We start from the raw sequence: 25869 nt of genomic DNA on the forward strand, positions 1-25869 counted from the left end.
GTAGTCAGTTACCTAATTTTCAGGGAAAAAGTACCTGAATTTTACCCCCGATCCCTCCAATGGTCGGCACTTTTTGAGGTCAAAAAAGTCTAAAAGCCTTATCCAACAAGGTTTTTAGATTTATTCAGCAAGCCCTAAGTAGGCTGGTTTGAGGAACGAAACCCAACCCAATTATTTAAAAGTGTTGGGTTTCACTATCGTTCAACCCAACCTACGCTCTTTATTCTCTGAGATAAAATAAAGGTTGAATGATGCAATTCATCTGCCTAAAAACGTGCCATCACCTAAACTGCCTGATTCTGCTCAATCAGCCGTAGGTTAGGTTAGGTTGTAGGTTGGGCGTGGTGGCGTGGTGCGTGGTAGATGGGAAATTGATGGGTAGGGGCGAAGCATTCGGATAAAAAATCTAGGATTTCAGCGATAAGTTATGCCCAAATGCTTCACCCCTACAGTGATTTTCTGTAATTGAGGAATAACTGTTGCAAAAGGCGGTTCCAAATTCATTGTCTTAATTATGATTGAGGAAAAGGGAGAATAATATAGCGAATAACTGTTCCTATTAAAGCTGTTCCCAAGATGCCGATTAACGTCCAAATCTGGGCTTTCTGAGAGCCTTTTAATTCTTTTGTATCTTCTTTTACTCCTTCAATATCTTTTTCTAAACTATCGACTTTTTCCTCTAATCTTGCCTGTACTATTTTAATATCCATAACATCTTTTTGCAGATTATCTAACTTCTGATTAATTGAACCTAAAATTTCTTTGAGGTCTTGTTCAATAGTAACTGACATCTGATGATTCTCCTAATAATGATAGTTATCAGTATTATTGTCTATCTTGTCTCAAGTGCTTGCCAAACATTGCGCCTCATTTTCCCCTGCTGCCTTCTCTAATTGTTGCCCTACCGCTACCATGATCTCCACTAATTTATGAGCCGATAATTTCTGATTTTCCTGTAAAATTCCGGGTTCATCACCTTAATCTAGCTGACAGATGACTTAACCCTAACAAGAATTTAAGCCAATCCTTTCTCAGCCAACCATTGAGGATTATATAAACGAGATTGATAACGGGACCCACCATCACAAAGAACAGTAACTATGGTGTGGCCCGGTCCCATTTGTTTAGCCAAAGCCACGGCAGCACCGACATTAATACCCACAGAACCCCCCATAAATAAACCATCTTTTTGTAATAGTTGATAAACAACTTTGATGGCAGTGGGATCATCAATTTGAATGGCATCATCTATGGGTGCGCCTTCCATATTAGCCGTAATACGACTATTACCAATCCCTTCGGTAATTGAACTACCTTCCAGGGTAATTGTCCCGGTTTTCACATAACTATATAAACCGCTACCCATCGGATCCGCCACCAGGCAGCGCACCTGGGGATTTTGGTCTTTTAAAAACATCGCCACCCCCGCGTAGGTTCCCCCGGTTCCCGTGGCAGCCACCCAAGCGTCAATTTTACCGTCGGTTTGTTCCCAGATTTCCCGGCCGGTGGTTTCGTAGTGAGCGCGACGATTAGCCAGATTATCGAATTGATTGGCCCAGATAGCATTTTCCATCTCACTGGCCAATCTCCCCGATAATTTAACGTAATTATTGGCATCTCGGTAGGGAACCGCGGGAACAGTACGCACTTCTGCACCCAATGTTCTCAATAGGTCGATTTTCTCTTGGGATTGGGTATCGGGAATGATAATCAGGCATTTATAACCTTTAGCATTGCAGATATGGGCCAAACCGATGCCAGTATTGCCGGCGGTTCCTTCGACAACGGTTCCCCCCGGTTGGAGAGTACCGGCTTTTTCCGCTTCTTGAATAATATATAAAGCGGCCCGATCCTTGACCGAACCACCGGGGTTAAGAAATTCGGCCTTACCGAGAATCTCGCAGCCGGTTTCCTCGCTAAAACTATTGAGACGAATTAGGGGAGTATTACCCACCGCATCGACGAAACCATTTTTAATATCCATAATCTGTTATTTTTCGTGCTGTTCCTAGGCTGAGACGATTTTTTGTACCAAGGGATGACGCACCACATCGGCCCGCGATAGGTAAGAAAAAGCGATCCCTTCTACTGATTTTAGGATTTTTTGAGCGGCAATTAACCCCGATTCTTGTTGTTGCGGTGAATCGGTTTGGGTGACATCTCCGGTTACTACCATGCGCGAACCGAATTCCAAGGGAGTTAAGACCATTAATGCGATCGCCCTTTCTCCACTGGGGAATTGAATCGTTGGCCAAATTCTACCACTTTAGCAAAATTGTTGTCTTAGCTGGAAATATTGATTAAATTGGAAGTTTTTTAGCTGTGATTCGTTACCTAACCTAATATAGTGGTGGCATTCTGTAAGGAGTCCCACCGTGACTAACAATTCCATCGAGCCTTTAACTATTGGAAATACCATTAATACTGCCTTCCGTCTTTATCGTGATCGCTTCCCAACTTATGTATTCTTTGCTGTCCGCGCCTGTTTGTGGTCGCTTCTTCCCTTAATTTTGCAATTAATTCTCAGTCAATTACTTTATCAAACAATTACCCCCGAAGAAGGCAGCGATATTGGTTTACGTTTATTTCTTTTCCCAGTACAAATTTTCTCGGCTGCTAAGTCTCTTTTCAATAATGCGGTTATCTCACGATTAGCTTTTCAAGACATTATTTATCAGCCAGAAACTGCCGGACAAGCGGAAAAAAAAGTTAAGCCGAAAATGTGGCGCTTGTGGTGGATGCAGGTTTTGCTCGGTTTGTTGGGAGCGGCAATAATCTTGCCGATAACGCTGTCTCTGGTGCTAGTCAGTTTTATCCCCATCCTTGGTGTATTGCTTATTTTACTGGCTTCTTTCTGTCTTCCTGTTTTCTTTCTTTGGTTATCTGCTCGCATTTGCATTGCCGAATTGCCCTTAGTAATTGAAGATAATTTAGGCAGTTGGCAAGCAATCAAGAGAGGTTGGCATTTAACTAAAAACTCGGCTTGGAGAATTGTGGGAGTGATATTTATTGCCAGTTTATTAATTATTCCAGTTTATATTCTGTCAGTAGCTTTGGCTTCAATTCCCTTTTGGTTCAATTCTTCGGAGGACTGGCAAACGCTCACGGAAAATCCTCTTTTTTTACAACAAATGGCGATGTTTCCCTATGGTCTGACTACTATTTTCTTACTTCTGAATATTTTATTAGTTCCTTTTTGGCAATCTCTCAAAAGTGTGATCTATAATCATCTTTTAGACCAGAAAAAAAATGATGGGGGAGAATACTAATAACTGAGCAGCTGTTGATGTAAGCTAAGACGCATTTAAACCGCTTATTCTTAGATTAGTTGAACTTCCCCCAATCCCTTTACTGTTGCCTCTTGTCTCGTCTCAACAAGCAATTTATACCCCACAGAAAAAGGGTTTCTCGGAGAAACCCTTTTTCTACTCATGATAATTCTCTCAATCCTTTATAGTACACATATAGTACATCTGCTCAAAAAAATCGAAAAAGGGTAAAAAGGGAAAAAAGAGAAAAAGGGTTACAAAGTCCTCCCGAATACGCAGACTACCCGAAAACCGATATAGTCGTCGCGGTCGACGCGGCGGAAGCTGATGCTGCGAATCGCGGAACGGCAGTCATAAGGATTGCTGCCCCAGGAACCGCCCCGCAGAGCTTTATATGCCTGATTTTGCTGTTTTTTGCTCTTTTTTATCTCCTCATAGTTTTCGCGCCAATCATCTTGACACCACTCCCAGACATTTCCGTGCATATCATATAAACCAAAGTCGTTGGCGTAGAATTGCCCAACAGGGGTGGTTTTTTGGAGATTGTTATTATAATAGTTGGCTAAATCTGGGGTAAGAATTTCCCCAAAGTGGTAGGGGGGGTAGGTTTCTCCTTTGTGGAGATTTAAGGGTTTGGTTTGCGCTCGACAAGCGTACTCCCACTCAGCTTCCGTTGGTAGCCTATATTTTCTTTTACTTAATTTAGAGAGCCTTTGGCAAAATTCTACGGCATCTAACCAACTTACCATTTCAACGGGGTTTGTGCTGCCTTTAAAATGCGATGGCTCTGGTTCTAAATCTTGCTCTACTTTTAAATCTTCTCTTTGGGCAATATATAACCATTGAGCTTGGGTAATGGGATAAATACCCATCAAGAAGTTTTTCAGGGTGACGTTGTGTTGCGGCTTTTCACTTGTATTACCACTTTCTTGTTCTGAAGAACCCATTGTAAAGGTTCCCGATGGTATTTTGACTAATTCTATGTCTAGGTCATCGGTGAGTTTTTCTCTATAGATTAAAAGACGTTTTTGGGTCTTTTGGATGATTATTGTAGGCATAAGTAGGGTTTGCTGAATAAATGTGAAATATAGACGAGGTAAGGGTTTTAGTGTTCTGTATCGGCCCGCGTCCTGTAGGGGCGAAGCATTCGGGTAATAACCTATCGGTGAAACCGTAGATTTTCTATCCGAATGCTTCGCCCGTACTTTTTCAGCAAGCCCTAAGTAAGTGATTATAATTAAATTAAAAATTGATTTTATACTCTATCCTTCACCAGCTAATTTTAACACAGAAGTACGAGTAGTGGCATCTAAGCGAAACTTCAGCAATTCTAGTTGATTAAGAATTGGCTCAATACGGTGTATATAACCATTTTGTTTAGCCTTTAATAATATTCCCATTGTGCCAGTGAGTTTTATTCCTAATAAATTTGCATATCGTCTCGCCAAACCATCATCAAGTAAAGCGAGAGAATCGGTAATTTCTATTGCTAAAGCTAATACTTCTCTTTCTCCTTTTCCTAAATCAGTGACAAGGGGTAAAAGAGAAACTGATTTTGCTTGTTGAATAATTATCCAACTTAAGGAGGTTATATCAGGTAAAGAGATTCCAGAAGCTTTTCCAACGGCTAACTCTTGAGCTACTGAAAAAGGAATAATTATCTGTCCGTAAAAGTTCGGTAGTAAGTCAAGTAAGTTAGTCTGATAGAGGTATTGAATCGGTGATGTATCGGCATGACGTTAGGCATTAGCCAGATCCTCGATTAATTCTGCTTCCTTGAGTCGGAAGGTATCAACTCCATAGTCTGCAAGTTTAGAGAGAAAAACAACTCGCGGAATACCTGCTAAGTTGGCAGCAGTGCCAGAGGAAAGTTTTCCCAATTCATAAAGTTTAATGGCAGCAAGAAGAGAGATTTCCTGTGCTAGTTGTTCTGGGGTGAGATGTAAAGCGAGAGCGGTTTCATCGGGTAGGGAAAGAGTGATTTGGTACATGATGAATCCTAGGATTAATTGATTGTAGGGTTGATTGTAGGGTTGATAGGTTTGATTCTAGGTTTGATTGTAGGGTTGATTCTAGGTTTGATTGTAGGGTTGATTCATGAATCAACCCTACCTTGATAAGGGGAAAACCTAAAACCCGTCTTCAATTTAATTATAACCAGCTACTGATCAGCCAACCTCATATAGTACATTTGTTCAAAAAAATCGAAAAAGAGAAAAAGGGAAAAAAGGGAAAAAAGAGAAAAAGGGTTACAAAGTCCTCCCAGCACCGCACACCACCCGAAAACCGAAGTCGTAGAAGCTGACGCAGCGGCTGCTGAAGTTGCGGTAAGCAGAACGGCAGTAATCTGGATAGTTGTACCAAGAACCGCCCCGCAGAGCTTTATTTGCCTGATTTTGCTGTTTTTTGCTCTTTTCTTGCCAAGCACTACCATTCCTAGGTGCGCCTTGATAATTTTCCCAGAAGTCATCCTGACACCACTCCCAGACATTGCCGTGCATATCATACAAACCAAAACCATTGGGGGGAAATTGCCCCACTGGGGTGGTTTGCTGGCGATATTCTCCTGCTGGTTGCTCAGCAAAGCCTTTCCTAGTAGCATCGTAGTTAGCTAAATTTGAGGTGAGGGTTGCTCCGAAGTGGAAGGGGGTGGTGGTTCCAGCACGACAAGCATACTCCCATTCCGCCTCACTGGGCAGCCGATACTGTTTCTTGGTCATTTTAGAGAGCCTTTGGCAAAATTCTACGGCATCTAACCAAGATACTTTTTCAACGGGGTTTGTGCTGCCTTTAAACCGCGATGGCTCTGGGTTTAAATCTCGCTCTACTTTTAAATCTTCCCTTTGGGCAATATATAACCATTGAGCTTGGGTAATCGGAGTTTGACTTAGGTAAAACGGAGCGATTTTTACTAAATGTCTGGGGGATTCTCGTTGGAACCAATCCCCATTGTATTTTTTCAGTAGCCGCGCTATTTCCTCCGCTTCGGTTCCCATCCAAAACTCCCCCGAAGGAATATAGAGCATTTTTAAGCTGGGGGGATTTTCTTCAAAGTAGAAGGCTCTCACGGGTTCTTTAGCGGTAATTTGTCCCCTCTCATCCACAAAGACGGTTTCAGACTTGAACAGGGTTAGGTTAAATTTCTGGGTGATGATTTCTTCTTCTGTGTTATCCAAGACTTCCCTAAACTGGACTGGCATTGTCTCGGCGGTTATTTCTTCGCTTGCCAAAATTTTAAGCTGCTCAGGGGTTAAACGAAGACGCTGATACAGTTCCCCATCTTCTACGCTGAAATCCTTAAGTCTATCCTTGAGCAGTTGAAACAATATTTCCTCTCCTCGCGTAAGCTCTTTTACCTTAGCTATGGTTACGGTTTTATATTTCCTCAGCCACTTTTCCTCAACCGGTGGGGGTGGAGGTGAGTCAACCATAGATTGCAGCTTTTGGCTAATTTCTTGGTACTTTGCTTCCCCTAGCTTTTGGAAAACCTTAGCAGACACCTTGGCAAAGGCGCGAACTAGATTAGCTGCTTCTTTGCCGAGGAGAACTTGGGGATTGGTAAGAATAAGACCAAAAAAGGTGGTGGTACTCAGGTTAAGTTTTTGGGCGATGTATTCCGAGAGGACAAAAATTACCTCTAAGGCGCGGCTATTCCCTAGTTCAGTGAGCAGAAGCTCTCTCACCTCATCATCAAATTCAAAATCTAGGCTGTTGGGGGGAGTATGAAAGTTAAATTTACCTCCTTTGTCCCACTTCACTGGTTCCCCTCCTAGATAGACTTTGAGAAAACCGCTAAGGATGACTTCTGCTATGTTTAGGGGGTTAGAGGCGCTTAAAAGTTGGCTTTGGATAAGACGGATGATGGGAAGATTTACCGGGGCTGCGGCTAATTTTTTCAGTAATTCCCAAGCTAGAGGTGAGGCGGTACTGGCGAATAGTTCTAGAGCTTGTTTCCTAGACATCTTCGGAGAAATAGTTGCGGGTATTTCTCTGTTTTGGGGGGATTTTTCTAGTAGTACCCCCGCACAGGTGGCGTTGCTGTCACCACTGACAACGAGCGCCCAAGCTTTTAAGGATGAAGGGGTTAGGGAGATGGTGGGTAGGGGAAAGTAGGTTTTTTGGATTGTTTCTCTGAGAATATGTTGATTTTCCTCTTCCTTCTCAATTTGTAGCAGCAGGGGGATAGAGGTAAATCTCCAGTTTTGTGAAGGTTTTCGGGGGGTTTGGTTGACTAGGGAGACGAACCAACCTCGACTAAGGGCGGTTCTTTCCCACATTGCTTCGGGGAAGGGAGAAAGCAGGGTGACGATTTGGTGTTTTCCCCAGTCCTGAAGAGCTTGGTTATAGCGTCCTTGATACCAGTCTGGGGAAGTACAATCACTGTAGAAGAGGATAAGTCTTTCGCCGCGAGGATGGATGAGATCTTTTGGGTGAATTGAGCAAGTATCGTTAGAGTAGGTACGGATGGCTAAATTTTGCCTGTCTTCGTCCCATCCGATGCGGTAGAGTTTGACATCCCGAAAGGCCCCGATTTGTTCTAGCCAATCGCGGATTTCCCCGGCCATTTCTTTCCAAAAGACCATGGAGGCCCATTCTTCAATCAGTAAAACTACCTCTAGGGAACGGACTTTTTTGGCTTGGTAAACGGGTATTAGGGCTAAACTGCCATCTTTCTTGCCGATGCTATACTCGGCCGATTTCTGTACGGTGCTGTTTAGGTTTATTTGTCTTTGGGTGGCTGAGTCTATCTTTTGGATGAGGGGACGCACTGCCCGCCCTAATTTTAGGGTTTCTCGCCAGAATTTGGCATCGGGGATGCTAATGGGTAGGGTGTCTGCGCCTATCTTCTCAGGCTGTTTTTGTGCTTCTGTCTCGCGTATTAAGGGAACTTCATCGGATGGGGCTGCTGGCTCTTGGGTTTCGTTGTTCCTCTCCTGGGGGGGGGTTTTAGCGGGAGGGGTTTCTTTCTTTTCTTCCCTAGGCTCTGTAGGGGTTTGGGGTTTTCCTTCCTCTTCTTGGGTGAGAACATACCACCATAAACTATCAGCTATCTGGTAACTGTCTAGGTCCCATCCCCTGCCCTTGACAAAGGTGATAAATTTATCAATCAGTTCTGGTGTGGGAAGGGTTTGGGTCATGTATTGCCTGTGTCGGTGAGATAGGTAAATAGTAGGTTGGTAAGGGACTTTAATTCTGCACCTGTGGGTTTATTTTCGCCCATGCTCATAAAGACGGCGTTTAAAAGCTGGTCCGTTGCTAGTTCCCCTTTTTCTCGTTTTTTAACATATTCTGCGATCGCTGCTTCTATTTTTTTACTTTCGGGACTGGCTTCTTTATAATCAAAATGGCTTTTTACTATCTTTTTTAGTTCCTCTGGGGTGGGGTCGGGAATTTCTAAGAGCAGACATCTACGTTTAAAGGGTAGGGGAAAATCCCTCTCGCCGTTGCTCGTCATAATCACTATGGGGAACTGTTGGCAGCTTACCTTACCTTGGGGGATGGATTCCCATTCACCGTCATGGGTTTGTACTGGTATTGGTTCGTTTTCGGTATCTTTCGCGAGTCGGGAAAGTTCGGTGATTTCAAATCTTCCCTCTTCAAAAAGGTTTAAGAGGTCGTTGGGTAAGTCGATGTCACTTTTATCTATCTCATCGATAAGCAGTACCCGGGGATAATTTCTCGGACAGAGGGCTGTCCCCAAGGGACCCAAGCGGATATACTGCCCTATGTCTTTTTTTTCTTCTAGTTGGTAATCTTGCAAACGTGCGATCGCGTCGTAGTAGTATAATCCCTCTTGTAGGGTGGTGCGGGTATTAATTGGCCAGACTAATACTTCTCCTAAGTCTAATTCGTAGGCGATTGCGTAGGCTAGGGAGGTTTTCCCTGTACCCGGTTTCCCTGTGACTAAAATAGGCCGGCGTAGGTGAATGGCTGCGTTTACGGTTTCGATGGTTTTAGGGTTAACTATGAGTTGTTTTCCCCGCTCCTCGGATTTGTTGGTGGCGAAGCTTCGCCAAGGTGGGATTTTTGGCCAGGGAATCTTATCCCTTGAGCGTTTTTCATGATTGCCTTGAAAGATTTTCCATGAACTCATAGTTAGTTAACCTAGGTGCTGAGATGTTAAGTAGTGGAAGGGGGGCATCCGATTAGGGTCTTCTAGAAGTAATGATAAATGATGCCCGAAATAGTCAGATTGGGATTCCTGTTTTTCAGGTGGATTTCTTGCCTTATGTATTAGTTTTGGCAGTTCGGTGATGGGTTGATTGCTAACTAGGGCATTAATTTCATCTTTGTGAGTTGGCGATAAATTATAACGGCGTGACCAAAGGGCTAAAGGTATGCCTTCTGATGCTATTTCTATAAGCATTTCTTCATGACTTTGTTGACAATCACAAAGATTAATCCATAGGGTTAAATTTTCTTGTCGGCGGCAGTGATGTTTACAGTCATTATCTTGTATGTCTTCTACGATTATTGCTTCATTTTGTAATTTCTCCCATTTTTTTATCCATTTTTTGTATGGGTCAGAAGTTTTGTCTATACAAGACCTTGCTGAAAGACGACTATTAACAAAGTAATTTTCTTTTAGTTTAGTATTTGGTTTAAATTCACTTTTATACTCCCAAGATTCAAAATCACTAGATAATAGCTTTTCATCGGCGAAGAACTCAACGGACGTTATTTCTTCACTCCGTTCTCGACAGTCATTAATAATATGGGTTAAAGTATGGTTATGATCATACAGGGGTATATGCTTAATATCTTTGTTTTGAATGTTGTTAGGATTTAATCGCCAAAACCAAGCTCGTATTAGATGTTTTTCGATATTTTCAATAGTCGTAATATTCTTATACCGAATGTTTTTGCTACTGTCCACCTTTATAATTAAATAGGCTTCTAACCCTTCCTTCGGTAATTCAATCCGCTCCAATTGTGTGCTTGTTAATTGCTCATAATCAAGGTCACTAATATTTGTCTGCATTTTTAAATCATTGACCGTTTGCTCAAAAATTAATTGAATTAATGGATCATCAAGGCGTTGATCATAAGCTAAGTTATGTAGTAAGCTAAACAAAAAACTTTCTTCATAATCTTTAATCTTCTCAATCAATTCCTTAAGGTTACTATTTTGTATTTTAGGATCATCAGATAAATAGGATTTGATTATAGCAGCAGTCATCGGTCTTTTTATCTTTAATTCATTATTTAACTTTTCAAAGATTTTAATCTTATCATTATTCTCTACGTTAATCTTATTAATGATTTGCGATTTATTTTTTAAGTTAATATATTCTGTAATCAGTGGGACGAATTGGTTTTTATGTATTTTTTCTCTATTTTCTCCTGTTACATGATTAAAGGCGTTGGTGATTTTCTCAAAAAAATCTTCTGACATTTTTCTTCTACAATGTTCATTAGTGTAACCACTATCACTGAAAATTTTTCGATAATTTAATCCCTCATAACATCCTTTAATACCTTTTAATTCTAATTCACTTAGAGTTGGGTTCTGTTTTCCCTCGCGCAACAATTCTCGGACATTATCCACAAACTCTTCCTTCAACTCTTCCTTAGTCATAATTTAGACAGTTGTAGTGATAAGTAACTCAAAGCTAATCCTATCACACACAGGACTCCCAAGCAAGAGCCAATAAGTCTGTCTAGGCGTTAAAAATTGTCAGATGCCCCCCTTAACAAGGGGGGATTAAAGGGGGGACTAAGGGGGGATCGGCACCCCCCTTATCAAGGGGGGCAGGGGGGATCGAACCTAAAATCCATTTTTAATTTAATTATAACCAGCTACTTAAGTCTGTCTAGGCACTAGCAACGGTTTGTAACAAAAAGATCGGTTTGTAACAAAAAGATCCTTGAGAAAGCTAAAAAGATCATTTTAGCCACTGAAAAGCACGCAAAAAGATCCTTGGAGATTTTAAAAAAGACGATCAAAATGCTACCTATTCCTCTATTTTGCAAGTTTATTATGAAAAAAAACAGAGGAATTAAGCCTATGTATTTATCAACTGATCAGATTAAATCACTAACCCAGAGGCTAAAAAATCGCTTGGGGTATGTACCCAAAGAAGCTTGGGTAATTAATCTCGCCATCGAGATAGAAATCTCTCCAAAGCCGTTTTTTAGTGATGGGCAATTAGTCCAGCACTACCGAGAAATCGAACAGCTGCACAGCTAATAAAACCGCCTGAATTTGGTTATTTAACCATTTTCAGGACAGTACAACTTATTTTCTACTGCCATGATACTGAAAAAACCCACCCCAACACAAGCATCGGCTTTAAGGGATAATCCACGCCTAGGGATGCTCCAACTCAGCGATAATCGTCTCGTACAAGCTTTCTTTGACTGGCTAACAGGCTACTACCTTACCCCCCCTCTCTGGAAAAGCACGCCCTCCTTAGAATTACTCTATGGCATACTCCAGTATATAGGAGGATTAGCGATCGCTCTTAGCCACTGGCAATTAATACCCCTAGTATGGGTGTTATCCGTAGCTGGAGCGGCTCAATTGCAGGAAATAGCCCACTTTTGCGCCCATAATGCTTTTTTCCCTCAATATCCCACTTATAACCATCTTTTAGGTTGTTTACTTACCTTAATTACCGGGAAAAAGCCCTTTCCATTGTTCAAAAAAGATCACCTATTAATTCACCACCCGCCGAAAAACCTAGCTACCATGAATGACAAGGGGAATACCCCCTACCTAGTAGAAGAGTTAGGTTTTGAATTTGGCCAAGAAGAGGCCTTCTATTGGCAAAATTTGGGCAAGTTATTACTCTCTCCCAAGTTTTACGGAGAAACCTTCCTTGCTCGTCTGACTAATCTCCTTAAAGCCCCCATTAACTATCAAATAGCTACCCTGATTGTGCTTTTCTTGGCCTCTATTTGTGCGGGTTTAACCCATTCTTGTTTAATCTGCTTACTCTGGGCGGTATTTACCCAACTCGGAACCTATGCGGCCGCACTCTTGCAACAGCTACCGGAGCATAATTGGGCCTATGAAGCCGATGAGAATGAGGGAGCTAAATCTCAGGTAATTGGTAAATCTTTTGCCCTATATTTGGGTGCTTATCCTCCGCACTCGGACCACTGGTTAGAGTGGTTAAAATGGTCCACGGAATTAGTGGGAGCAGTCTTTATTCGGCTAATCATCCTTCCAGTTAGCCTAGGGGCGCACTGTGTTCACCATGCTACACCAAACGATCACAACTGGGCTAATCAACTATACACCCTAAGAGCTTTTCAGACTGGCTCGGTGAAAGGATGGCAGCGTTATCAATTCCTTGAGGTTTGGGGATACCGAAACGCTTTAAACTACGTCTTTGTCGGTTTTAGTTTAAGGGGAAAAAGCTAAATTAAACTCGGTGTGCAACTATATTTTTAGTCTTGATTTACAACAAGGCTTTCAGAAATCAGCAGAGATAAAGTATCCTCTGGAACCCTGATTCTGTCGTTTTTAGTTGCACATCGCGTTAAATTAACCTAATTCGGGCTTGCTGAATAAAGCTAAAAACCTTGTTGGATAAGACTTTTAGACCTTTTGTCAATCAAAAAGTACCGGATATGGGAGTGATCGGGGGGAAATTTAGGCACTTTTTCCCTGAAAATTAGGTAATTGACCGCCTGAAAATGGGTAAAACCCTACACCCTACACCCTACACCCCACACCCTGCCCCCACCAACAAACTTTTTCAACAGACCCTAATTCTATACTCTCTCGCAAGAGTACAAGAGCGACTATCTCAACAATCGGTTATTTTTCGTGCTGTTCGTAGGCTGAGACGATTTTTTGTACTAAGGGATGACGCACCACATCGGCCCGGGATAGGTAACAAAAAGCAATCCCTTCTACTGATTTGAGGATTTTTTGAGCGGCAATTAACCCCGATTCCTGTTGTTGCGGTAAATCGGTTTGGGTGACATCTCCGGTTACTACCATGCGCGAACCGAATCCCAAGCGAGTTAAGACCATTTTTAACTGTGCTGGGGTGGTATTTTGGGCCTCATCAACGATCACAAAAGCATTAGCTAGGGTTCGTCCCCGCATATAAGCTAAGGGTGCGATTTCGATTTTACCCCGTTCCATCAGGTCGGGAATTTTGGCCGCTTCGATAAATTCGTATAAAGCATCGTAGAGGGGACGCAAAAAAGGATCGACTTTTTGCTGTAAATCCCCCGGGAGAAAGCCTAATTTTTCCCCCGCTTCCACGGCCGGCCGGGTGAGGATAATCCGTTCTACTTTATCTTCTAATAGAGCTTGTACGGCCAAAACGGCGGCTAAAAAGGTTTTCCCCGTGCCAGCAGGTCCAATACAAAAGGTGATATCGTGACTTTGAATCGCTTGGATATATTGACGCTGACGGAAGGTTTTTGCCCGAATTAGCTCCCCGCGACGGGTACGAGCGAGAATATCCTGCTGTAGTTCTTTATACTCGCTAGAACGCCCCGTATCGAGGGCATGGATAGCGGTCATAATATCGGCTTCGGCGATTAACTTGGCCTCTTGCCATAAAATACTTAAGGAGCGCACAATCGCTGTGGCACGCTCCACCGGGGTCGGTTGCCCCGCAATCCGCAATTCCATGCCTCTGAGGACTAAATTCGCCCCAGTTTGCCTGGCTATCAATTTGAGGTTAGCTTCTTGATGACCCGCTAAAGCGATCGCACTTTCTGAACTGGGGAATTGAATCGTTTGCCAAGTTTCCGTCATGCTCGGGGCTAAATTATCCTTTGGCTAGTTCTACCACTTTAGCAAAAGCGACGGGATCGAGGACAGCTAATTGGGCCAACATTTTCCGATTGAGGAGGATATTAGCTTTCTTTAATTGTCCGGTCAGTTGGCTGTAACTGATGCCCTGTTGACGAGCAGCGGCATTAATGCGGGTAATCCAAAGACGACGAAAATCGCGTTTACGTTTGCGACGGTCTCTATAGGCATTCCGCAAGGCCTTCATTACCTGTTGGTTAGCGGTACGGAATAAGCGCGAGTGAGAACCGCGAAAACCTTTGGCTAATTTGAGAACTTTTTTGCGTCGCTTGCGGGCGACATTCCCCCGTTTTACTCTAGACATGATGATCCTTTAGACAATTTTTCTGGAAAATTTACAAATAGGGCAACATTAAGCGCACTTCCTTCTCGTCGCGCTCGTGTACCAAGGTAATCTGGGACAAACGACGGCGCTTGCGTTCGGCACTTTTATGATCGAGTAGATGATTTTTGAAGGCTTTGCGACGTTTGATTTTTTTGCCGCTTCCCGTGGCCTCGAATCGTTTGGCCGCCGCCTTTCGCGTTTTTAGCTTGGGCATAAACTCCCTTTTATTAAATCGACACAATCACTAATACTATCACAAATAGAGGACTTTGGGCAAGGAGTGGCCAAAAGATTGCTGCGCTTATCCCCACTTTGCCAAGGTCTGTGGGTGGGAATTAAATCAATCGGGAATTTTCCCCTTCCTCTCGATCGAATCGCTAAGATCCAGATAAAGTCTTGCGTTAACACGCATCTGGAGAAGTTATGGCTAAAACCCTACTAGAACAATTACGGGAATTTACAGTGGTTGTTGCCGATACTGGCGATATCCAAGCGATCGAAGCTTTTACACCCCAGGATACCACCACTAACCCCTCCCTGATTACGGCCGCGGCCCAAATGCCCCCATATCGGCCGATTGTCGATCAAACCCTGCAAGCGGCCAGAAAAGAATTGGGAAAGCAGGCCACCCCGGAAGATGTGGCCAAATTGGCTTTTGATCGCCTAGCGATCGGTTTTGGTCTGCAAATCCTGCAAATCGTCCCCGGCCGCGTCTCGACCGAAGTGGATGCTCGTCTTTCCTACGATACCCAAGCTACCATCGACAAGGCCCGTTATCTAATTTCCCAGTATGAAAAAGCGGGTATCTCTAGAGAAAGAGTCTTAATTAAAATTGCCTCGACTTGGGAAGGGATTAAAGCCGCAGAAGTCCTCGAAAAAGAGGGAATTCACTGTAATTTAACCCTATTATTCGGTTTCCATCAGGCGATCGCCTGTGCGGAGGCGGGAGTAACCTTAATTTCTCCCTTTGTCGGTCGGATTCTCGATTGGTATAAAAAAGAAACCGGTAAAGACTACGTTGGCGCTGAAGATCCCGGAGTCCAATCCGTTACCCAGATCTATAACTACTATAAAAAGTTTGGCTATAAAACCGAAGTTATGGGGGCAAGTTTCCGCAATATCGGTGAAATTTGCGAGTTAGCTGGTTGTGATCTTTTAACCATTTCTCCGAAACTGCTCGAACAATTGCAAGAGACAGAAGCCGATTTACCCCGTAAGCTCGATCCAGCACAGGCCGCAACCCTTGATATTCTCAAAATTGCCATGGATCAAGCTACTTTTGAGAAAATGCACGCCGAAGATGCCATGGCTTCCGAAAAACTAACGGAAGGTATTCAAGGTTTTACCAAAGCTTTAGAATTATTAGAACAATTGCTGATTCAACGTTTAACCCAGTTGGAAGGTCAGTCAACCCTAGAACACGCCGCCGAAGATATTTTCCGAGTCTATGATCATGATGGGGATGGTTTCATCACCCGGGAAGAATGGGCGGGAACCGATGCGGTATTTGATGCGATCGATATTAACCATGATGGCAGAATTTCTCCCGATGAGATCGCTGTCGGTTTGGGTGCGGCTTTTCGTTTAGTGGAAGCTTGACTCTCCCCCGCTAAACCGCTCGCGCGGTTTAGCGGGGGATTCTTGGTTCATCTGCTCTTGACTAGATCAAACAGGTTTAACTGAACGCCCCCCGTCAAATCGCCTCCGCGAGCGTTTTCTAACACGGTCAGTCCGACCGCATTTTTTCCTCGGTTCTCGATTACCTTCGCTGATGCCGTATCTCTTGGTTCAATGTGGCCGCAAGAATCACACCGGTGGACTCTTTCCGATAACGCTTTTTTGCCGGTAATCGCACCACAATTAGGACAATCCTGGGAAGTTCCGTTTTTATCGACTTTAAGATAATAAGTAGGGTTTGCTGAAAAAGTTTTTCGGTGGTGGCAGGGTGTGGGGTGTGGGGTGTGGGGTGTGGGGTTTTACCAGTTTTGAGGTGGCCAATTACCTAATTTTCAGGGAAAAAGTGCCTAAATTTCCCCCGATCACTCCCATATCCGGTACTTTTTGATTGACAAAAGGTCTAAAAGTCTTACCCAACAAGGTTTTAAGATTTATTCAGCTAACCCTAAGTAGGTAGGCGTTAAAAGTTATCAGATCCCCCCACCTATCGGCACCCCCCTTATCAAGGGGGGCAGGGGGGATCGAACCTAAAATTCATTTTTAATTTAATTATAACCAGCTACTTATTTTCCCCGTTTCCAAACAACAAACGGTAGTATCTCGTTAATAAAACTACCGATGCCCGAATCTAGAGATTGTTTTCTAACGATCCCTCTAGACCAAGAAACGAAGTTAATATCTTCAACGAAAATATTATCAGCAAGATCACAAAAGTAATGAGCTAACTTAAAATGCCAATCTCTACGAGTATTAGACACTTTTTCGTGTAATCTCGCCATCTTATCTTGGAGTTTCAACCAATTGTTCGAGCCTTTGACTTGATGTTTCAAGCGTCTTTGTAGCAATTTAAGCTTACTCTGTACTTTCAACAAAAATCGAGGGGCTTTGATTAAATCTCCCCGTGAAGTAGCGACAAAACTCTCAATTCCCGCGTCAATTCCTAAACAGGTCTTCCCTACTGTCATATCGGGAACTAATTCCGTAGATTGGAAAGAAACCAAAACGTAAAATCCCGACGCTTTTTGGATAATTCGAGCTTGTTTAGGCTCAAACCCAGACGGGTACTCCCTAGATTTCCTAATCCGAATTTTTCCCAATTGTGGAAAATTTAAGTATTCGTCACCTAGAAAATTTTTCGAGAGCGCGGGGAAAACAAAACTCCGCATCTTTTTCTTAAATCTAGGAAAGCCGAAGCCTTTCGATTTTATCTGGTCAAACGCTTTATCTACAGTTTTTAAAACTTGCTGTAAGACTTGAGCGTTAACCGTCTTTAATATCGGGTAAACTTTTTTAGCTTCCGTTAGATTTTTAGCTTGAACGAAGTAATTTGGATAGGGTTGATCCGCAGGAATTATGTACTCAGAAACTAGCGAACAGCGATCCGCAAGACACTTTCGAGAGTTTAACCAATCTTTCCGTTCCGAGAGCGCGTAATTATAAACGCTCTTACAAACATCAAGAATGTGGACAATCTCTCGTTCCTGTTTCTTGTTTACCTTTAGTTTGTACTGGTAGGTAAGCGTTATCACTGTCGTTAGTTTCGTGATGTGATGTATAGTTAAATTGTAACACTTACTGCCTAGTATATCAACTAATTACAATCATGGACCAAACTAATCGCTAACCTTAAAACAGTTAGTAGTCGCTTAATTAGACAAGAATTTCCGGATTTGGCGGCAAAGTATTTCGACAACAAACCCTATTTTTGGGCGGGAGCTTATTTCGTGGCTAGTTGTGGCGACGTTACTGTCGAACAACTAAAAAAATACGTCGAGAACCAAAACTCCCCAAAAGTGGAAAGGCTACTGCGTTAGTTTCATTCTGGTCGCGATTCATCTCCCGTTAACCGCTACGCAGTTTAACGGGAGTCCTCTCGCGACCTTGAGATAGGGGTGAGGGGTGGGGCAGATTTTTCAGGGATCGGTAAACAGTAAACAGTGAAAATACTCCTCACCTAATACCGCTTACTGCTTACCGATAACTTAATTATTGGCCATTACCCAATTAACTAGAGTGCGGACGGGAAAACCGGTGGCCCCGGAATTATTAACGCCATTTTCTTTATCGGACCAGACCGGTCCTGCGATATCTAGGTGGAGCCAGGGAGTATTATTAATGAATTGCTTCAAAAATAAAGCGGCTGTAATGGAACCGCCGGGGCGCGGGCCGGTGTTTTTCATATCGGCAATTTGAGACTTCATCCCCTCGAAATATTTTTCTTCTAGGGGCATTGGCCAGAATTTTTCGCCGGCTAATTTAGCGGCCTCTTGGAGTTGAACAGTGAGACTCTCATCGCTACTCCATAAACCGGCGATATCGTCCCCCAAAGCGATGACACAGGCCCCGGTTAAAGTGGCTAGATCTACGATCGCATCCACCTCTAATTTTTCCGCAAAAACCAAGCCATCGGCCAGGGTTAATCGTCCCTCGGCATCGGTGTTATTGACTTCAATAGTTTTGCCATTAGAAGCGGTTAAAATGTCCCCAGGGTGCATAGCGCGACCACTAATCATATTTTCTGTAGCCGGACAGATAAAGTGTACTTCCACTTCTGGCTGTAATTGGGCGATCGCCTTGGCTGCGCCTAGGGTGGCGGCACCACCCCCCATATCCATTTTCATGGTTTCGATGCCACTGCCGGCCCCTTTAATATTCAAACCGCCGGAATCAAAGGTTAAACTTTTGCCGACGATTGCTAGTTTACGTTTCGGGGTTCCTTGGGGTTTATAGATTAAATGAAGGAATTTCGGGGGAATATCCGAGGCTTTGGCCACTCCTAGGAAGGCTCCCATACCCAAGCTTTCGCATTCTTCCTGTTCCAGAATTTTGAGACTTAATCCGTATTCGGCGGCAATTTGCTCGGCGGTTTCTGCCATGGTCAGGGGGGTAACGGTGTTAGCGGGAGCATTGACTAATTCTCTGGCCAGAATCACCCCGGAACAGATTTGCTCGGCTTTGGCGATCGCAGATGTTTGCTCTCCTAAACCCAATAACTCGACGGTTGCTAATTTGGCTCCTTTTTCCTCCTTAGTGGACTTGAAGCGGGTATCCTGATGATTGGCCAGTAGTAGTCCTTCCGTGATTGCTCCGGCGGTGGCGGACTGATCACCAACTACCGGTAAACTGATGGCCAGAGCTTGGCTTTTTTGTTGTTTGGCCAGACGAGCGATCGCAGCAGCCGCTAGACGCAGGGTTTGCAGGTCGAAATCGGCAGTTTTTCCCAATCCCACCAGGATTAATTTGCGAATCGGACCACCACCTAGACGAGTCGCCGCACTGCTGCCTAATTTTCCTTCGAATTCCGTCTCGGAGATGAGATCCCCTAGGTTTCCCCCTAGTTTATCGTTTAATTCTGCCAATTCTCCTGCAATCTCGATGGCTCCTTCTGGTAAACCTAGGGCTAAAGTATCTCCTGTCCAAGTAAGGAGCGAGGTGTCAGTCGATCGAATATCCATTCTTTATCTCGATAATTCTTTGCAAATTGCTTCTATTAATCACTATACTGTAAGCTCTATCAGTTATCATCGATCATCTGTTGAGGTTTAGTGGCTCCCTGTCAAGAATCAAGGTCTAGCTCTTGCTAAAATCATTGTCCCTGATTGCTGATGCTGACTGGGGATAACTGCCAGGGGTTCTACTACTTAGAAAAAATTACCAAGTTTGTGTTGATCACTCAAGGAGAAATTTTTATGGAAATATCTCGTCCTAATCAAGTAGAATTAACCGCCGAAGAACAACAGGAACTAGAAAAGTTGCGAGCTATTATCGAACAGGCTAGTGTTGATGGCGTGATCACTCAAGGGGAAAGGGAAAGAATCGCCCTAGCTATGAGATCTGATGGTAAAGTGACCCTAGAAGAATTAGAGTTAGTCAGAACTTTAATTACCGAAAAAGTCACCAAAGGGGAATTAGTTCTGGATTATCTTTAAACTCTGGAAAATCAGATAAAAAAAGACGGGGTTTTCACCCCGTCCTATTTGTCAAGAATTATGACAAATCCTTGACTTGTGATACTAATTGTGCAACCACATCTTGAGCGCTACCAAAGAGCATAAAGGTTTTGGGATTGTAGAATAATTCGTTTTCTACCCCGGCAAAACCCGATCGCATACTGCGCTTAATCACGATCGTGTGCTGTGCCTTATCCACGTCGAGGATTGGCATTCCATAAATGGGACTAGCTTTATCGTGACGGGCAGCGGGATTAACCACATCATTCGCCCCAATAATTAAGGCCACATCGACGCGCTCAAACTCAGGATTAATATCATCCATATCGTAGAGTTGCGGATAGGGAACATTAGCTTCGGCCAGTAATACATTCATGTGTCCTGGCATTCTTCCCGCCACGGGGTGAATAGCATATTTAACCTCAACGCCATTTTTTTCCAACTGTTCAGCCAATTCTCGCACTGCGTGTTGTGCTTGAGCCACCGCCATGCCGTAACCGGGTACAATCACCACAGAACGCGCATAACCGAGCATCATTGCCCCTTCTTCTGAATCGATCGCATGAACCGATTTATCAAGGCTAGAAGTGGCGCTCGCTTCGCCCCCGGCACTAGCACCTGTACCAAATGCCCCAAATAGTACACTAGCCAGGGATCTATTCATGGCTTTACACATGATCTGAGTCAGGATAATCCCCGACGCACCCACCAAAGCACCGGCGATGATCAACATACTATTCATCAGGATAAAACCGACTACGCTGGCGGCAAGTCCCGAAAAAGAGTTTAAGAGCGAGATAACCACGGGCATATCGCCGCCGCCGATGGGAAGCACGAATAAAGCCCCGAAAATTAAGGAAAGTGCCACCAAGGTCAGGAAAACATCGATCGAGGTGGGATCAAAAAAGAGATAGACACTACCCCCTAAAAAGGTGAGTAGCAAGAGAATGTTAAAGGGTTGTTGGAAAGGAAAAGTTACGGGCGCGCCACTGATTAATTCCTGTAATTTGGCAAAAGCGAGGACACTACCGGTAAAAGTGACACCGCCGATCAATATACCCAAAATAGCGATCAGTATCGAGTCAAAGGCAATATTTTCACCACTTTGCAGTAAACGCCAGTATTCGCCAATGGCAATTAAAGCACTGGCAGCACCGCCTAAACCGTTAAAAATCCCCACCATTTGGGGCATAGCTGTCATCGGGACTTTTTGCGCCGAAACTAGGCCGATAATCGAGCCAATCACTAACGCCACGGCGATTAAACCATAGCTGAGGATTTCTTGATTGATTAAGGTGGCAATAATGGCGATTAGCATCCCGATGGCAGCCAGAAAATTGCCTTGACGGGCGGTAGCGGGGGAAGATAATTGTTTAAGACCGATGATAAATAAAATGGCGGCAAGTAGATAGGACAACTCGATCCCTGTGGTAAGGGCATTATTCATGATTTAGCCTCTTTTTTCTTGAACATTTGCAGCATGCGATCGGTAACGACAAAACCACCGACCACGTTAACCATCGCCAAAATAACGGCAATTAACCCTAAAATTACGGTTAATTGGTGCCAATCCGTGCCTCCGGCGATGAGGAGCGCACCGACAACGGCGATACCTGAAATTGCATTCGCTCCCGACATCAGGGGTGTATGGAGAGTGGGAGGGACTTTATTGATTACCTCGAAACCGACAAAGGAAGCGAGGACAAATACCACTAAAGCGGTTAAAAGTTGGGCAGTCATTGGTTAAGTAAAAAGGGGATAGGGTGTGGGGTGTGGGGTGTGGGGTGTGGGGTGTGGGGTGTGGGGTGTGGGGTGTGGGGAGAATAAAGCTGCGCCTTCTGCCTTCTGCCTTCTGCCTTTTGCCTTTTGCCTCCTGCCTCCTGATAGCTAAAAAGCGGATAACTGTTCACTGAGGGCGGATTTAATGCGTTGGTTGCGGATTTCGCCGGCGTGGGTGACACAGGCACTATCAATGATGTCATCGGCAAAATCGAGGTTTAAACTGCCCTCTTTGCTGACTAGAAGCTGTAGCAGCATTTGCAGGTTTTTGGCGTACATCTGGCTGGCATTGGTGGCCACTGTGGCAGGAAGATTAACGGCTCCGACGATTTTTACCCCATTAACGATGATTTCTCGTCCCGGTTGGGTGTAGGCGCAATTTCCGCCCTGTTCCGCCGCTAAATCAACGATTACCGACCCCGCTTTCATGGTGGCGATCATTTCTTTGGTGACTAGCAGCGGGGCCTGTTTCCCCGGTACTTGGGCGGTGGTGATCACCACATCAGCCCGCTTAATTGGTTCCGTTAGGGCTTGACAAATGCGCTCCTGTGTGCTAAGGGAAACCTCTTTGGCATAACCGTTATCGGCGACGGTATCTTCTTCTAGGGGCATTTCAATAAATTTCGCCCCGACACTCTGCACTTCTTCTTTGACTTGGGGACGAATATCAAAAGCCTCCACCACTGCCCCCAAACGGCGGGCGGTGGCGCAAGCTTGCAATCCGGCAACTCCTGCCCCCAATACCAGCACTTTGGCTGGGGCGATCGTCCCGGCGGCGGTAGTCATCATCGGGAACATTTTCGGCAGCTGCACGGCGGCGAGGAGTACCGCTTTGTAACCGGCGAGGTTAGCCTGAGAGGAGAGGGCATCCATGCTCTGGGCGCGACTACTGCGGGGAATTAATTCCATGCTCAAAGCGGTGATCCCGCGCTCGGCTAATTTGGCAATGCGCCGGGGTTGCCGCAGGGGATCGAGAAAGCCGATGAGAATACCACCATTTTTCAGGCGATCGATCTCGCTATCGCTAGGAGGGACGACTTTGAGAATAATATCGGCAGTTTCATAGATATATTCGCTGTTTTCGCTCAGGGCGGCTCCCACGGCACTATAGGCACTATCGGCAAAGTTAGCGCTAATTCCCGCCCCATTTTCGACAATTACCTCAAATCCCGCCTTGACTAAACGGGCGACGGTATCCGGCACTAGCGCCACCCGCGCCTCGCCTTGGTCACTTTCTTTGATTACGCCGATTTTCATGGCTGGGTTTCTCCTTAATAAGTCCTTCTCTTGTCTTATGGTGTTAGGGTAAGGGTTTCGTTAAATGCGATCAATCCCCTGGGATAATTTCGAGTCAAAATTGCTTTTCACTTCCATCCTAGCTATCCTCACCTTTCTGGCTCTTTTTCGGGCTGAATCTTAGGATTATCTTCAGAATTAAAGGGTTTTGAGCGCCATTGTTTGGGAATTTTTTTCTAATGATGAGGTACAAAGTTTTTGTTCTGGGAAACGCTGGAAAGTTTAACAGTAGTCAGTTTTCAGTCGTAGATACCAATTTAGGTTATACTTCATATTGATGAGAAAGGCTGTAATAGGTCTCGACAATCTCAAAGTTTTACAGTTCTTTTAACTTCGATCGCAATTCCGCTAATTCTGCATCTACTGCTGAATCCCTGACGGTGGGTGGATGGGCAGTGTTACCCAGTAACATTTGTGCTTTTAGCCGTACCAACGCAGCTAACCACTCTTTCAGATCGGAATTAGCCAGAGCGATGGCTCTACCGACTCAGGCATTGGGAACCTGTTTTCGCAGGTATTCTTGCCCATAACGCGAGAATATTGGCAAAATTGCTAAATTTTTGAATATTAGCCTCGCAGAATTAACCGCCCAATTAGAAGATGTAGAATCGGTTTTAGAATTAGAGAAGGCAAAAGCAGCGGATATTATTCCGAGTCGCCGCTCAATTGCCCGATCCAGAAAAGATTGCTCTGATTAAATTTTTAGTCAATACTTTAGAATTTGCCTAAAACTATGAACGACAACGAAAAACGAAAAATTGACAGCATTATCGTCCGAATTGCCTTGATTTTGGGACTGGGATTTTTAGCCGTAGAAGCAGGTCGAAATGTTATCAGCATTTCTTCTCAAAATAGCTTTCCAGAATTAGAGCAACAGGTAAGAGAAGCGGAAAGAAGAGGAGAAAAAGTAAGGAGAGCCATTGAAGAAGCCAACAAACACCGACTTTCTGACCCAGATCAACCAAACCCTTAAGCGAGTGAAAATTCAGGTTAGGGGCGATCAATGACAGTTGATCGCCACTTTACCCGCAAAAGATGGGGGATGTTTTTTCTTTATGACTAGCAATTAATATTCCCTATCTCAACAACAAACTCAATAAATAGAGACGTACCGTAGATAGTACGTCTCGACGCTCTCAAAGTTTTACAGTTCTTTTAACTTCGATCGCAATTCCTCTAATTCCGCATCCACTGCCGAATCCCTGACGGTGGTTGCTTGGGGTAAAGTGGGTTGACTAGAAGCTGTACCAGGTAATGCTCCCCCGGACATTTGTGCTTTTAGCAGTGCTAATTCATCATCCACATCGCTACCCGATTCTAGTGCAGCGAATTGATTTTCGATGCCGATGCCACCCAATTCACCGTAAGCTTGACTAGTGGCTTCTAACTCGATAACTTTTGCTTCCATGCGCTCAAAAGCACCCACGGAACTACTGGTATTGATACTGCCGAGGGTTTTTTGGAGTTCTTCGTTAGCTTTTGCGGCTCTGGAGCGAGCTACTAACATATTTTTCTTGGTTTTTGCCTCAGAAATCTTACTTTCGAGCGCAATCAAGTTTTTTCTCAGACTATCTACCTGTACCGTTTGCTGATCCAGTTGATTTTTGAGAATGGCGGCGGTTTCCGTGAAATCTTTCTTGCGTTTAAGAGCTTCCCTGGCGAGAGTTTCATCCCCTTTAGCAAGGGCTAATTTGGCTCTTTGTTCCCATTTATTGGCTTCTGACTGGTCTTTGCTGTATTTTTGTTCCGTTTGTCGCTGTTCGGCGATCGCTCTAGCGACCGCTTGACGTACCTGTACTAGATCCTCTTGCATATCACTGACAGCTTGTTCCAGCATTTTTTCTGGATCTTCAGCCTTGCTCACCATATCATTGAGGTTAGCTCGGACAACTCGGCTAAGGCGATCGAATAAACCCATGACGCTCTTGTTCCTCTCGGTGTGTACTAAATCAGTTAACTGTTCTTAAAATTTCCTATCTTGCCTAACGGCTTATTATCCAATATAAACCACGAGAGCTAGGATAGGGGATAGGAGTTAGGAGTCAAGAGTCAGGAGACAGCTTTTTTCTCCCCACACCCCACACCCCAGACCCTACACCCCACACCCCACACCCCACTTCCCACATCACCCATCCAAGTTTTCTTGTTTTAACTTGAGTAATTCCGCTTCAATTTGTTTTTGTCCCTCCAAATCTTGGAATTGTCGCTCTAAGGGGTCTTTATACCCGATTAAATCGGCTTGGGATTCGGCTTCTAGGACTTTTGCTTCTAATTTCTCGAAAATAGTTCCCATCTGACTGCTGTTCAAACTGCCCATAATTTCTTGGGCTTTTTGACTGGCACTCGCCGATCGCAATCTGGCCACATAAAGGCTTTTTTGTGCTTTCATCTCAGCATATTTGCGTTCAATTGTCAAGAGTTCTTTCTTTAACTTTTGTATAATAGCCGTCTGTTGTTGCAGGGAGGTTTGTAGGGGGGCGATCTGACTTTGATAGGTTTGCCATTGGCTGAGAGCTTGGCGGGCGAGTTCCTCGTTACCGTGATGTAGGGCTAATTGGGCGCGTTCGTGCCAAGTTTGGGCCGCTTTTTCCTGTTGTTGTCGTTGGCGCTCGGTACGTTTCTGGGTAGCGACGGCTGCCGCCAGGGCTTGTCGCATTTGCATCAATTCCCCTTCCATCGCCAAGATCGCCTTTTCCAGCAGTTTTTCTGGATCTTGATTTTCCTGAATCAGACTATTGACTTGGGCGCGAATTGCTTGACCCATGCGATCTAACAAACCCATTGCCGTCC

General features: G+C 44.3%; 24 protein-coding genes and 5 pseudogenes. 9 read left to right on the forward strand and 20 right to left on the reverse strand.

The features are described from left to right. Positions 1-512 precede the first annotated feature (512 nt). The 3 genes and pseudogenes from O9295_RS12580 to O9295_RS12590 form a co-directional block, all read right to left on the reverse strand. A complete protein-coding gene (locus O9295_RS12580; protein ID WP_004162819.1) occupies positions 513-791 on the reverse strand; it encodes a hemolysin XhlA family protein in 279 nt (92 codons plus the stop codon). A 224-nt stretch (positions 792-1015) separates the two neighbouring features. Further along, the gene (locus tag O9295_RS12585; RefSeq protein WP_287733090.1) at positions 1016-1984 is read right to left on the reverse strand and encodes a cysteine synthase A; all 969 of its coding nucleotides are present in this window, start codon (positions 1982-1984) and stop codon (positions 1016-1018) included. Positions 1985-2008: 24 nt separating this feature from the next. After that, a pseudogene (locus O9295_RS12590) lies at positions 2009-2209 on the reverse strand (PhoH family protein); the annotation flags it as partial. A 166-nt stretch (positions 2210-2375) separates the two neighbouring features. Here O9295_RS12590 and O9295_RS12595 point away from each other — a divergent pair. After that, complete coding sequence (locus O9295_RS12595) at positions 2376-3269, forward strand: hypothetical protein (protein WP_288033145.1); 894 nt, start codon at positions 2376-2378, stop codon at positions 3267-3269. Between the two features lie 254 nt (positions 3270-3523). Here O9295_RS12595 and O9295_RS12600 read toward each other — a convergent pair whose 3' ends face one another. The 6 genes from O9295_RS12600 to O9295_RS12625 all read right to left on the reverse strand — a co-directional run bounded on the left by O9295_RS12600 (position 3524) and on the right by O9295_RS12625 (position 10848). Continuing rightward, positions 3524-4327, reverse strand: coding sequence for a formylglycine-generating enzyme family protein (locus tag O9295_RS12600; protein WP_288033147.1), 804 nt, complete (start codon positions 4325-4327; stop codon positions 3524-3526). 204 nt (positions 4328-4531) lie between these two features. Continuing rightward, on the reverse strand, positions 4532-4987 hold the full coding sequence (locus tag O9295_RS27835) for a PIN domain-containing protein (RefSeq protein WP_149107512.1): 456 nt from the start codon (positions 4985-4987) through the stop codon (positions 4532-4534). Between the two features lie 21 nt (positions 4988-5008). Continuing rightward, positions 5009-5260 carry a UPF0175 family protein gene (locus O9295_RS12610; RefSeq protein ID WP_002739985.1) on the reverse strand — a complete coding sequence of 84 codons (252 nt, stop codon included), beginning with the start codon at positions 5258-5260 and terminating at the stop codon, positions 5009-5011. Between the two features lie 258 nt (positions 5261-5518). Continuing rightward, positions 5519-8407: a formylglycine-generating enzyme family protein gene (locus O9295_RS12615; protein WP_288033150.1), complete on the reverse strand. Its 2889-nt coding sequence runs from the start codon at positions 8405-8407 to the stop codon at positions 5519-5521. Beyond that, a complete protein-coding gene (locus tag O9295_RS12620; protein WP_288033151.1) occupies positions 8404-9363 on the reverse strand; it encodes an AAA family ATPase in 960 nt (319 codons plus the stop codon). Before O9295_RS12620 ends, O9295_RS12615 begins: the two co-directional genes overlap by 4 nt. A gap of 6 nt (positions 9364-9369) precedes the next feature. Further along, positions 9370-10848, reverse strand: coding sequence for a VMAP-C domain-containing protein (locus O9295_RS12625; protein ID WP_288033153.1), 1479 nt, complete (start codon positions 10846-10848; stop codon positions 9370-9372). Between the two features lie 429 nt (positions 10849-11277). Between O9295_RS12625 and O9295_RS12630 the strand changes: the two genes are divergently transcribed. Continuing rightward, positions 11278-11460, forward strand: coding sequence for a hypothetical protein (locus O9295_RS12630; protein ID WP_128575192.1), 183 nt, complete (start codon positions 11278-11280; stop codon positions 11458-11460). A gap of 63 nt (positions 11461-11523) precedes the next feature. Continuing rightward, positions 11524-12639, forward strand: a complete 1116-nt coding sequence (locus tag O9295_RS12635; protein WP_288033154.1) for a fatty acid desaturase — start codon at positions 11524-11526, stop codon at positions 12637-12639. 399 nt (positions 12640-13038) lie between these two features. Here the strand turns inward: O9295_RS12635 and O9295_RS12640 are convergent, their stop codons facing one another. Genes O9295_RS12640 through rpmI form a run of 3 tightly spaced genes read right to left on the reverse strand, consistent with a single transcriptional unit; the run spans position 13039 to position 14591 of the window. Further along, complete coding sequence (locus tag O9295_RS12640; RefSeq protein WP_002772048.1) at positions 13039-13995, reverse strand: PhoH family protein; 957 nt, start codon at positions 13993-13995, stop codon at positions 13039-13041. A 13-nt stretch (positions 13996-14008) separates the two neighbouring features. Beyond that, entirely contained in the window at positions 14009-14356 is a 348-nt protein-coding gene (rplT, locus tag O9295_RS12645; protein WP_002791991.1) for a 50S ribosomal protein L20, read from the reverse strand. A gap of 31 nt (positions 14357-14387) precedes the next feature. Beyond that, a complete protein-coding gene (gene rpmI, locus O9295_RS12650; RefSeq protein ID WP_002781071.1) occupies positions 14388-14591 on the reverse strand; it encodes a 50S ribosomal protein L35 in 204 nt (67 codons plus the stop codon). Between the two features lie 209 nt (positions 14592-14800). Between rpmI and O9295_RS12655 the strand changes: the two genes are divergently transcribed. After that, complete coding sequence (locus tag O9295_RS12655; protein WP_288033156.1) at positions 14801-15976, forward strand: transaldolase; 1176 nt, start codon at positions 14801-14803, stop codon at positions 15974-15976. A gap of 47 nt (positions 15977-16023) precedes the next feature. On the opposite strand, the pseudogene O9295_RS12660 reads toward O9295_RS12655, so the two are convergent. Beyond that, positions 16024-16269, reverse strand: a pseudogene (locus O9295_RS12660) (zinc ribbon domain-containing protein); the annotation flags it as partial. A 53-nt stretch (positions 16270-16322) separates the two neighbouring features. Here O9295_RS12660 and O9295_RS27390 point away from each other — a divergent pair. Then, a pseudogene (locus tag O9295_RS27390) lies at positions 16323-16507 on the forward strand (hypothetical protein). 113 nt (positions 16508-16620) lie between these two features. Here O9295_RS27390 and O9295_RS12665 read toward each other — a convergent pair. Beyond that, positions 16621-17583: pseudogene (locus O9295_RS12665) on the reverse strand (RNA-guided endonuclease InsQ/TnpB family protein); the annotation flags it as partial. Positions 17584-17661: 78 nt separating this feature from the next. On the opposite strand from O9295_RS12665, the pseudogene O9295_RS12670 reads away from it, so the two are divergent. Continuing rightward, positions 17662-17868 (forward strand): annotated as a pseudogene (locus O9295_RS12670) (IS200/IS605 family transposase); the annotation flags it as partial. Between the two features lie 168 nt (positions 17869-18036). Here O9295_RS12670 and O9295_RS12675 read toward each other — a convergent pair. Continuing rightward, positions 18037-19509 carry a leucyl aminopeptidase gene (locus O9295_RS12675; RefSeq protein ID WP_288033157.1) on the reverse strand — a complete coding sequence of 491 codons (1473 nt, stop codon included), beginning with the start codon at positions 19507-19509 and terminating at the stop codon, positions 18037-18039. A gap of 234 nt (positions 19510-19743) precedes the next feature. Between O9295_RS12675 and O9295_RS12680 the strand changes: the two genes are divergently transcribed. Next, positions 19744-19983, forward strand: a complete 240-nt coding sequence (locus O9295_RS12680) for a hypothetical protein (protein ID WP_287658352.1) — start codon at positions 19744-19746, stop codon at positions 19981-19983. Positions 19984-20041: 58 nt separating this feature from the next. On the opposite strand, the gene O9295_RS12685 is transcribed toward O9295_RS12680, so the two are convergent. From O9295_RS12685 to O9295_RS12695, 3 genes are all read right to left on the reverse strand, one after another. Continuing rightward, entirely contained in the window at positions 20042-21451 is a 1410-nt protein-coding gene (locus tag O9295_RS12685; RefSeq protein WP_190357668.1) for an NAD(P)(+) transhydrogenase (Re/Si-specific) subunit beta, read from the reverse strand. After that, a complete protein-coding gene (locus tag O9295_RS12690; RefSeq protein ID WP_002785583.1) occupies positions 21448-21744 on the reverse strand; it encodes an NAD(P) transhydrogenase subunit alpha part 2 in 297 nt (98 codons plus the stop codon). The genes O9295_RS12685 and O9295_RS12690 overlap by 4 nt, the downstream gene beginning before the upstream one ends. A gap of 147 nt (positions 21745-21891) precedes the next feature. Then, the gene (locus tag O9295_RS12695) at positions 21892-23040 is read right to left on the reverse strand and encodes a Re/Si-specific NAD(P)(+) transhydrogenase subunit alpha (RefSeq protein ID WP_288033159.1); all 1149 of its coding nucleotides are present in this window, start codon (positions 23038-23040) and stop codon (positions 21892-21894) included. Between the two features lie 599 nt (positions 23041-23639). Here O9295_RS12695 and O9295_RS12700 point away from each other — a divergent pair. Beyond that, positions 23640-23777, forward strand: a complete 138-nt coding sequence (locus tag O9295_RS12700; protein ID WP_186814375.1) for a hypothetical protein — start codon at positions 23640-23642, stop codon at positions 23775-23777. Between the two features lie 35 nt (positions 23778-23812). After that, positions 23813-24052, forward strand: coding sequence for a hypothetical protein (locus O9295_RS12705; RefSeq protein ID WP_147073243.1), 240 nt, complete (start codon positions 23813-23815; stop codon positions 24050-24052). Between the two features lie 171 nt (positions 24053-24223). Here O9295_RS12705 and O9295_RS12710 read toward each other — a convergent pair whose 3' ends face one another. Both O9295_RS12710 and O9295_RS12715 read right to left on the reverse strand, forming a co-directional pair. Further along, the gene (locus tag O9295_RS12710; protein WP_147073245.1) at positions 24224-24997 is read right to left on the reverse strand and encodes a PspA/IM30 family protein; all 774 of its coding nucleotides are present in this window, start codon (positions 24995-24997) and stop codon (positions 24224-24226) included. A 207-nt stretch (positions 24998-25204) separates the two neighbouring features. Continuing rightward, positions 25205-25861, reverse strand: coding sequence for a PspA/IM30 family protein (locus O9295_RS12715; protein WP_288033161.1), 657 nt, complete (start codon positions 25859-25861; stop codon positions 25205-25207). Positions 25862-25869 lie beyond the last annotated feature (8 nt).

This window comes from Microcystis sp. LE18-22.4A, from assembly GCF_027531105.1.
Lineage (GTDB): Bacteria > Cyanobacteriota > Cyanobacteriia > Cyanobacteriales > Microcystaceae > Microcystis > Microcystis aeruginosa.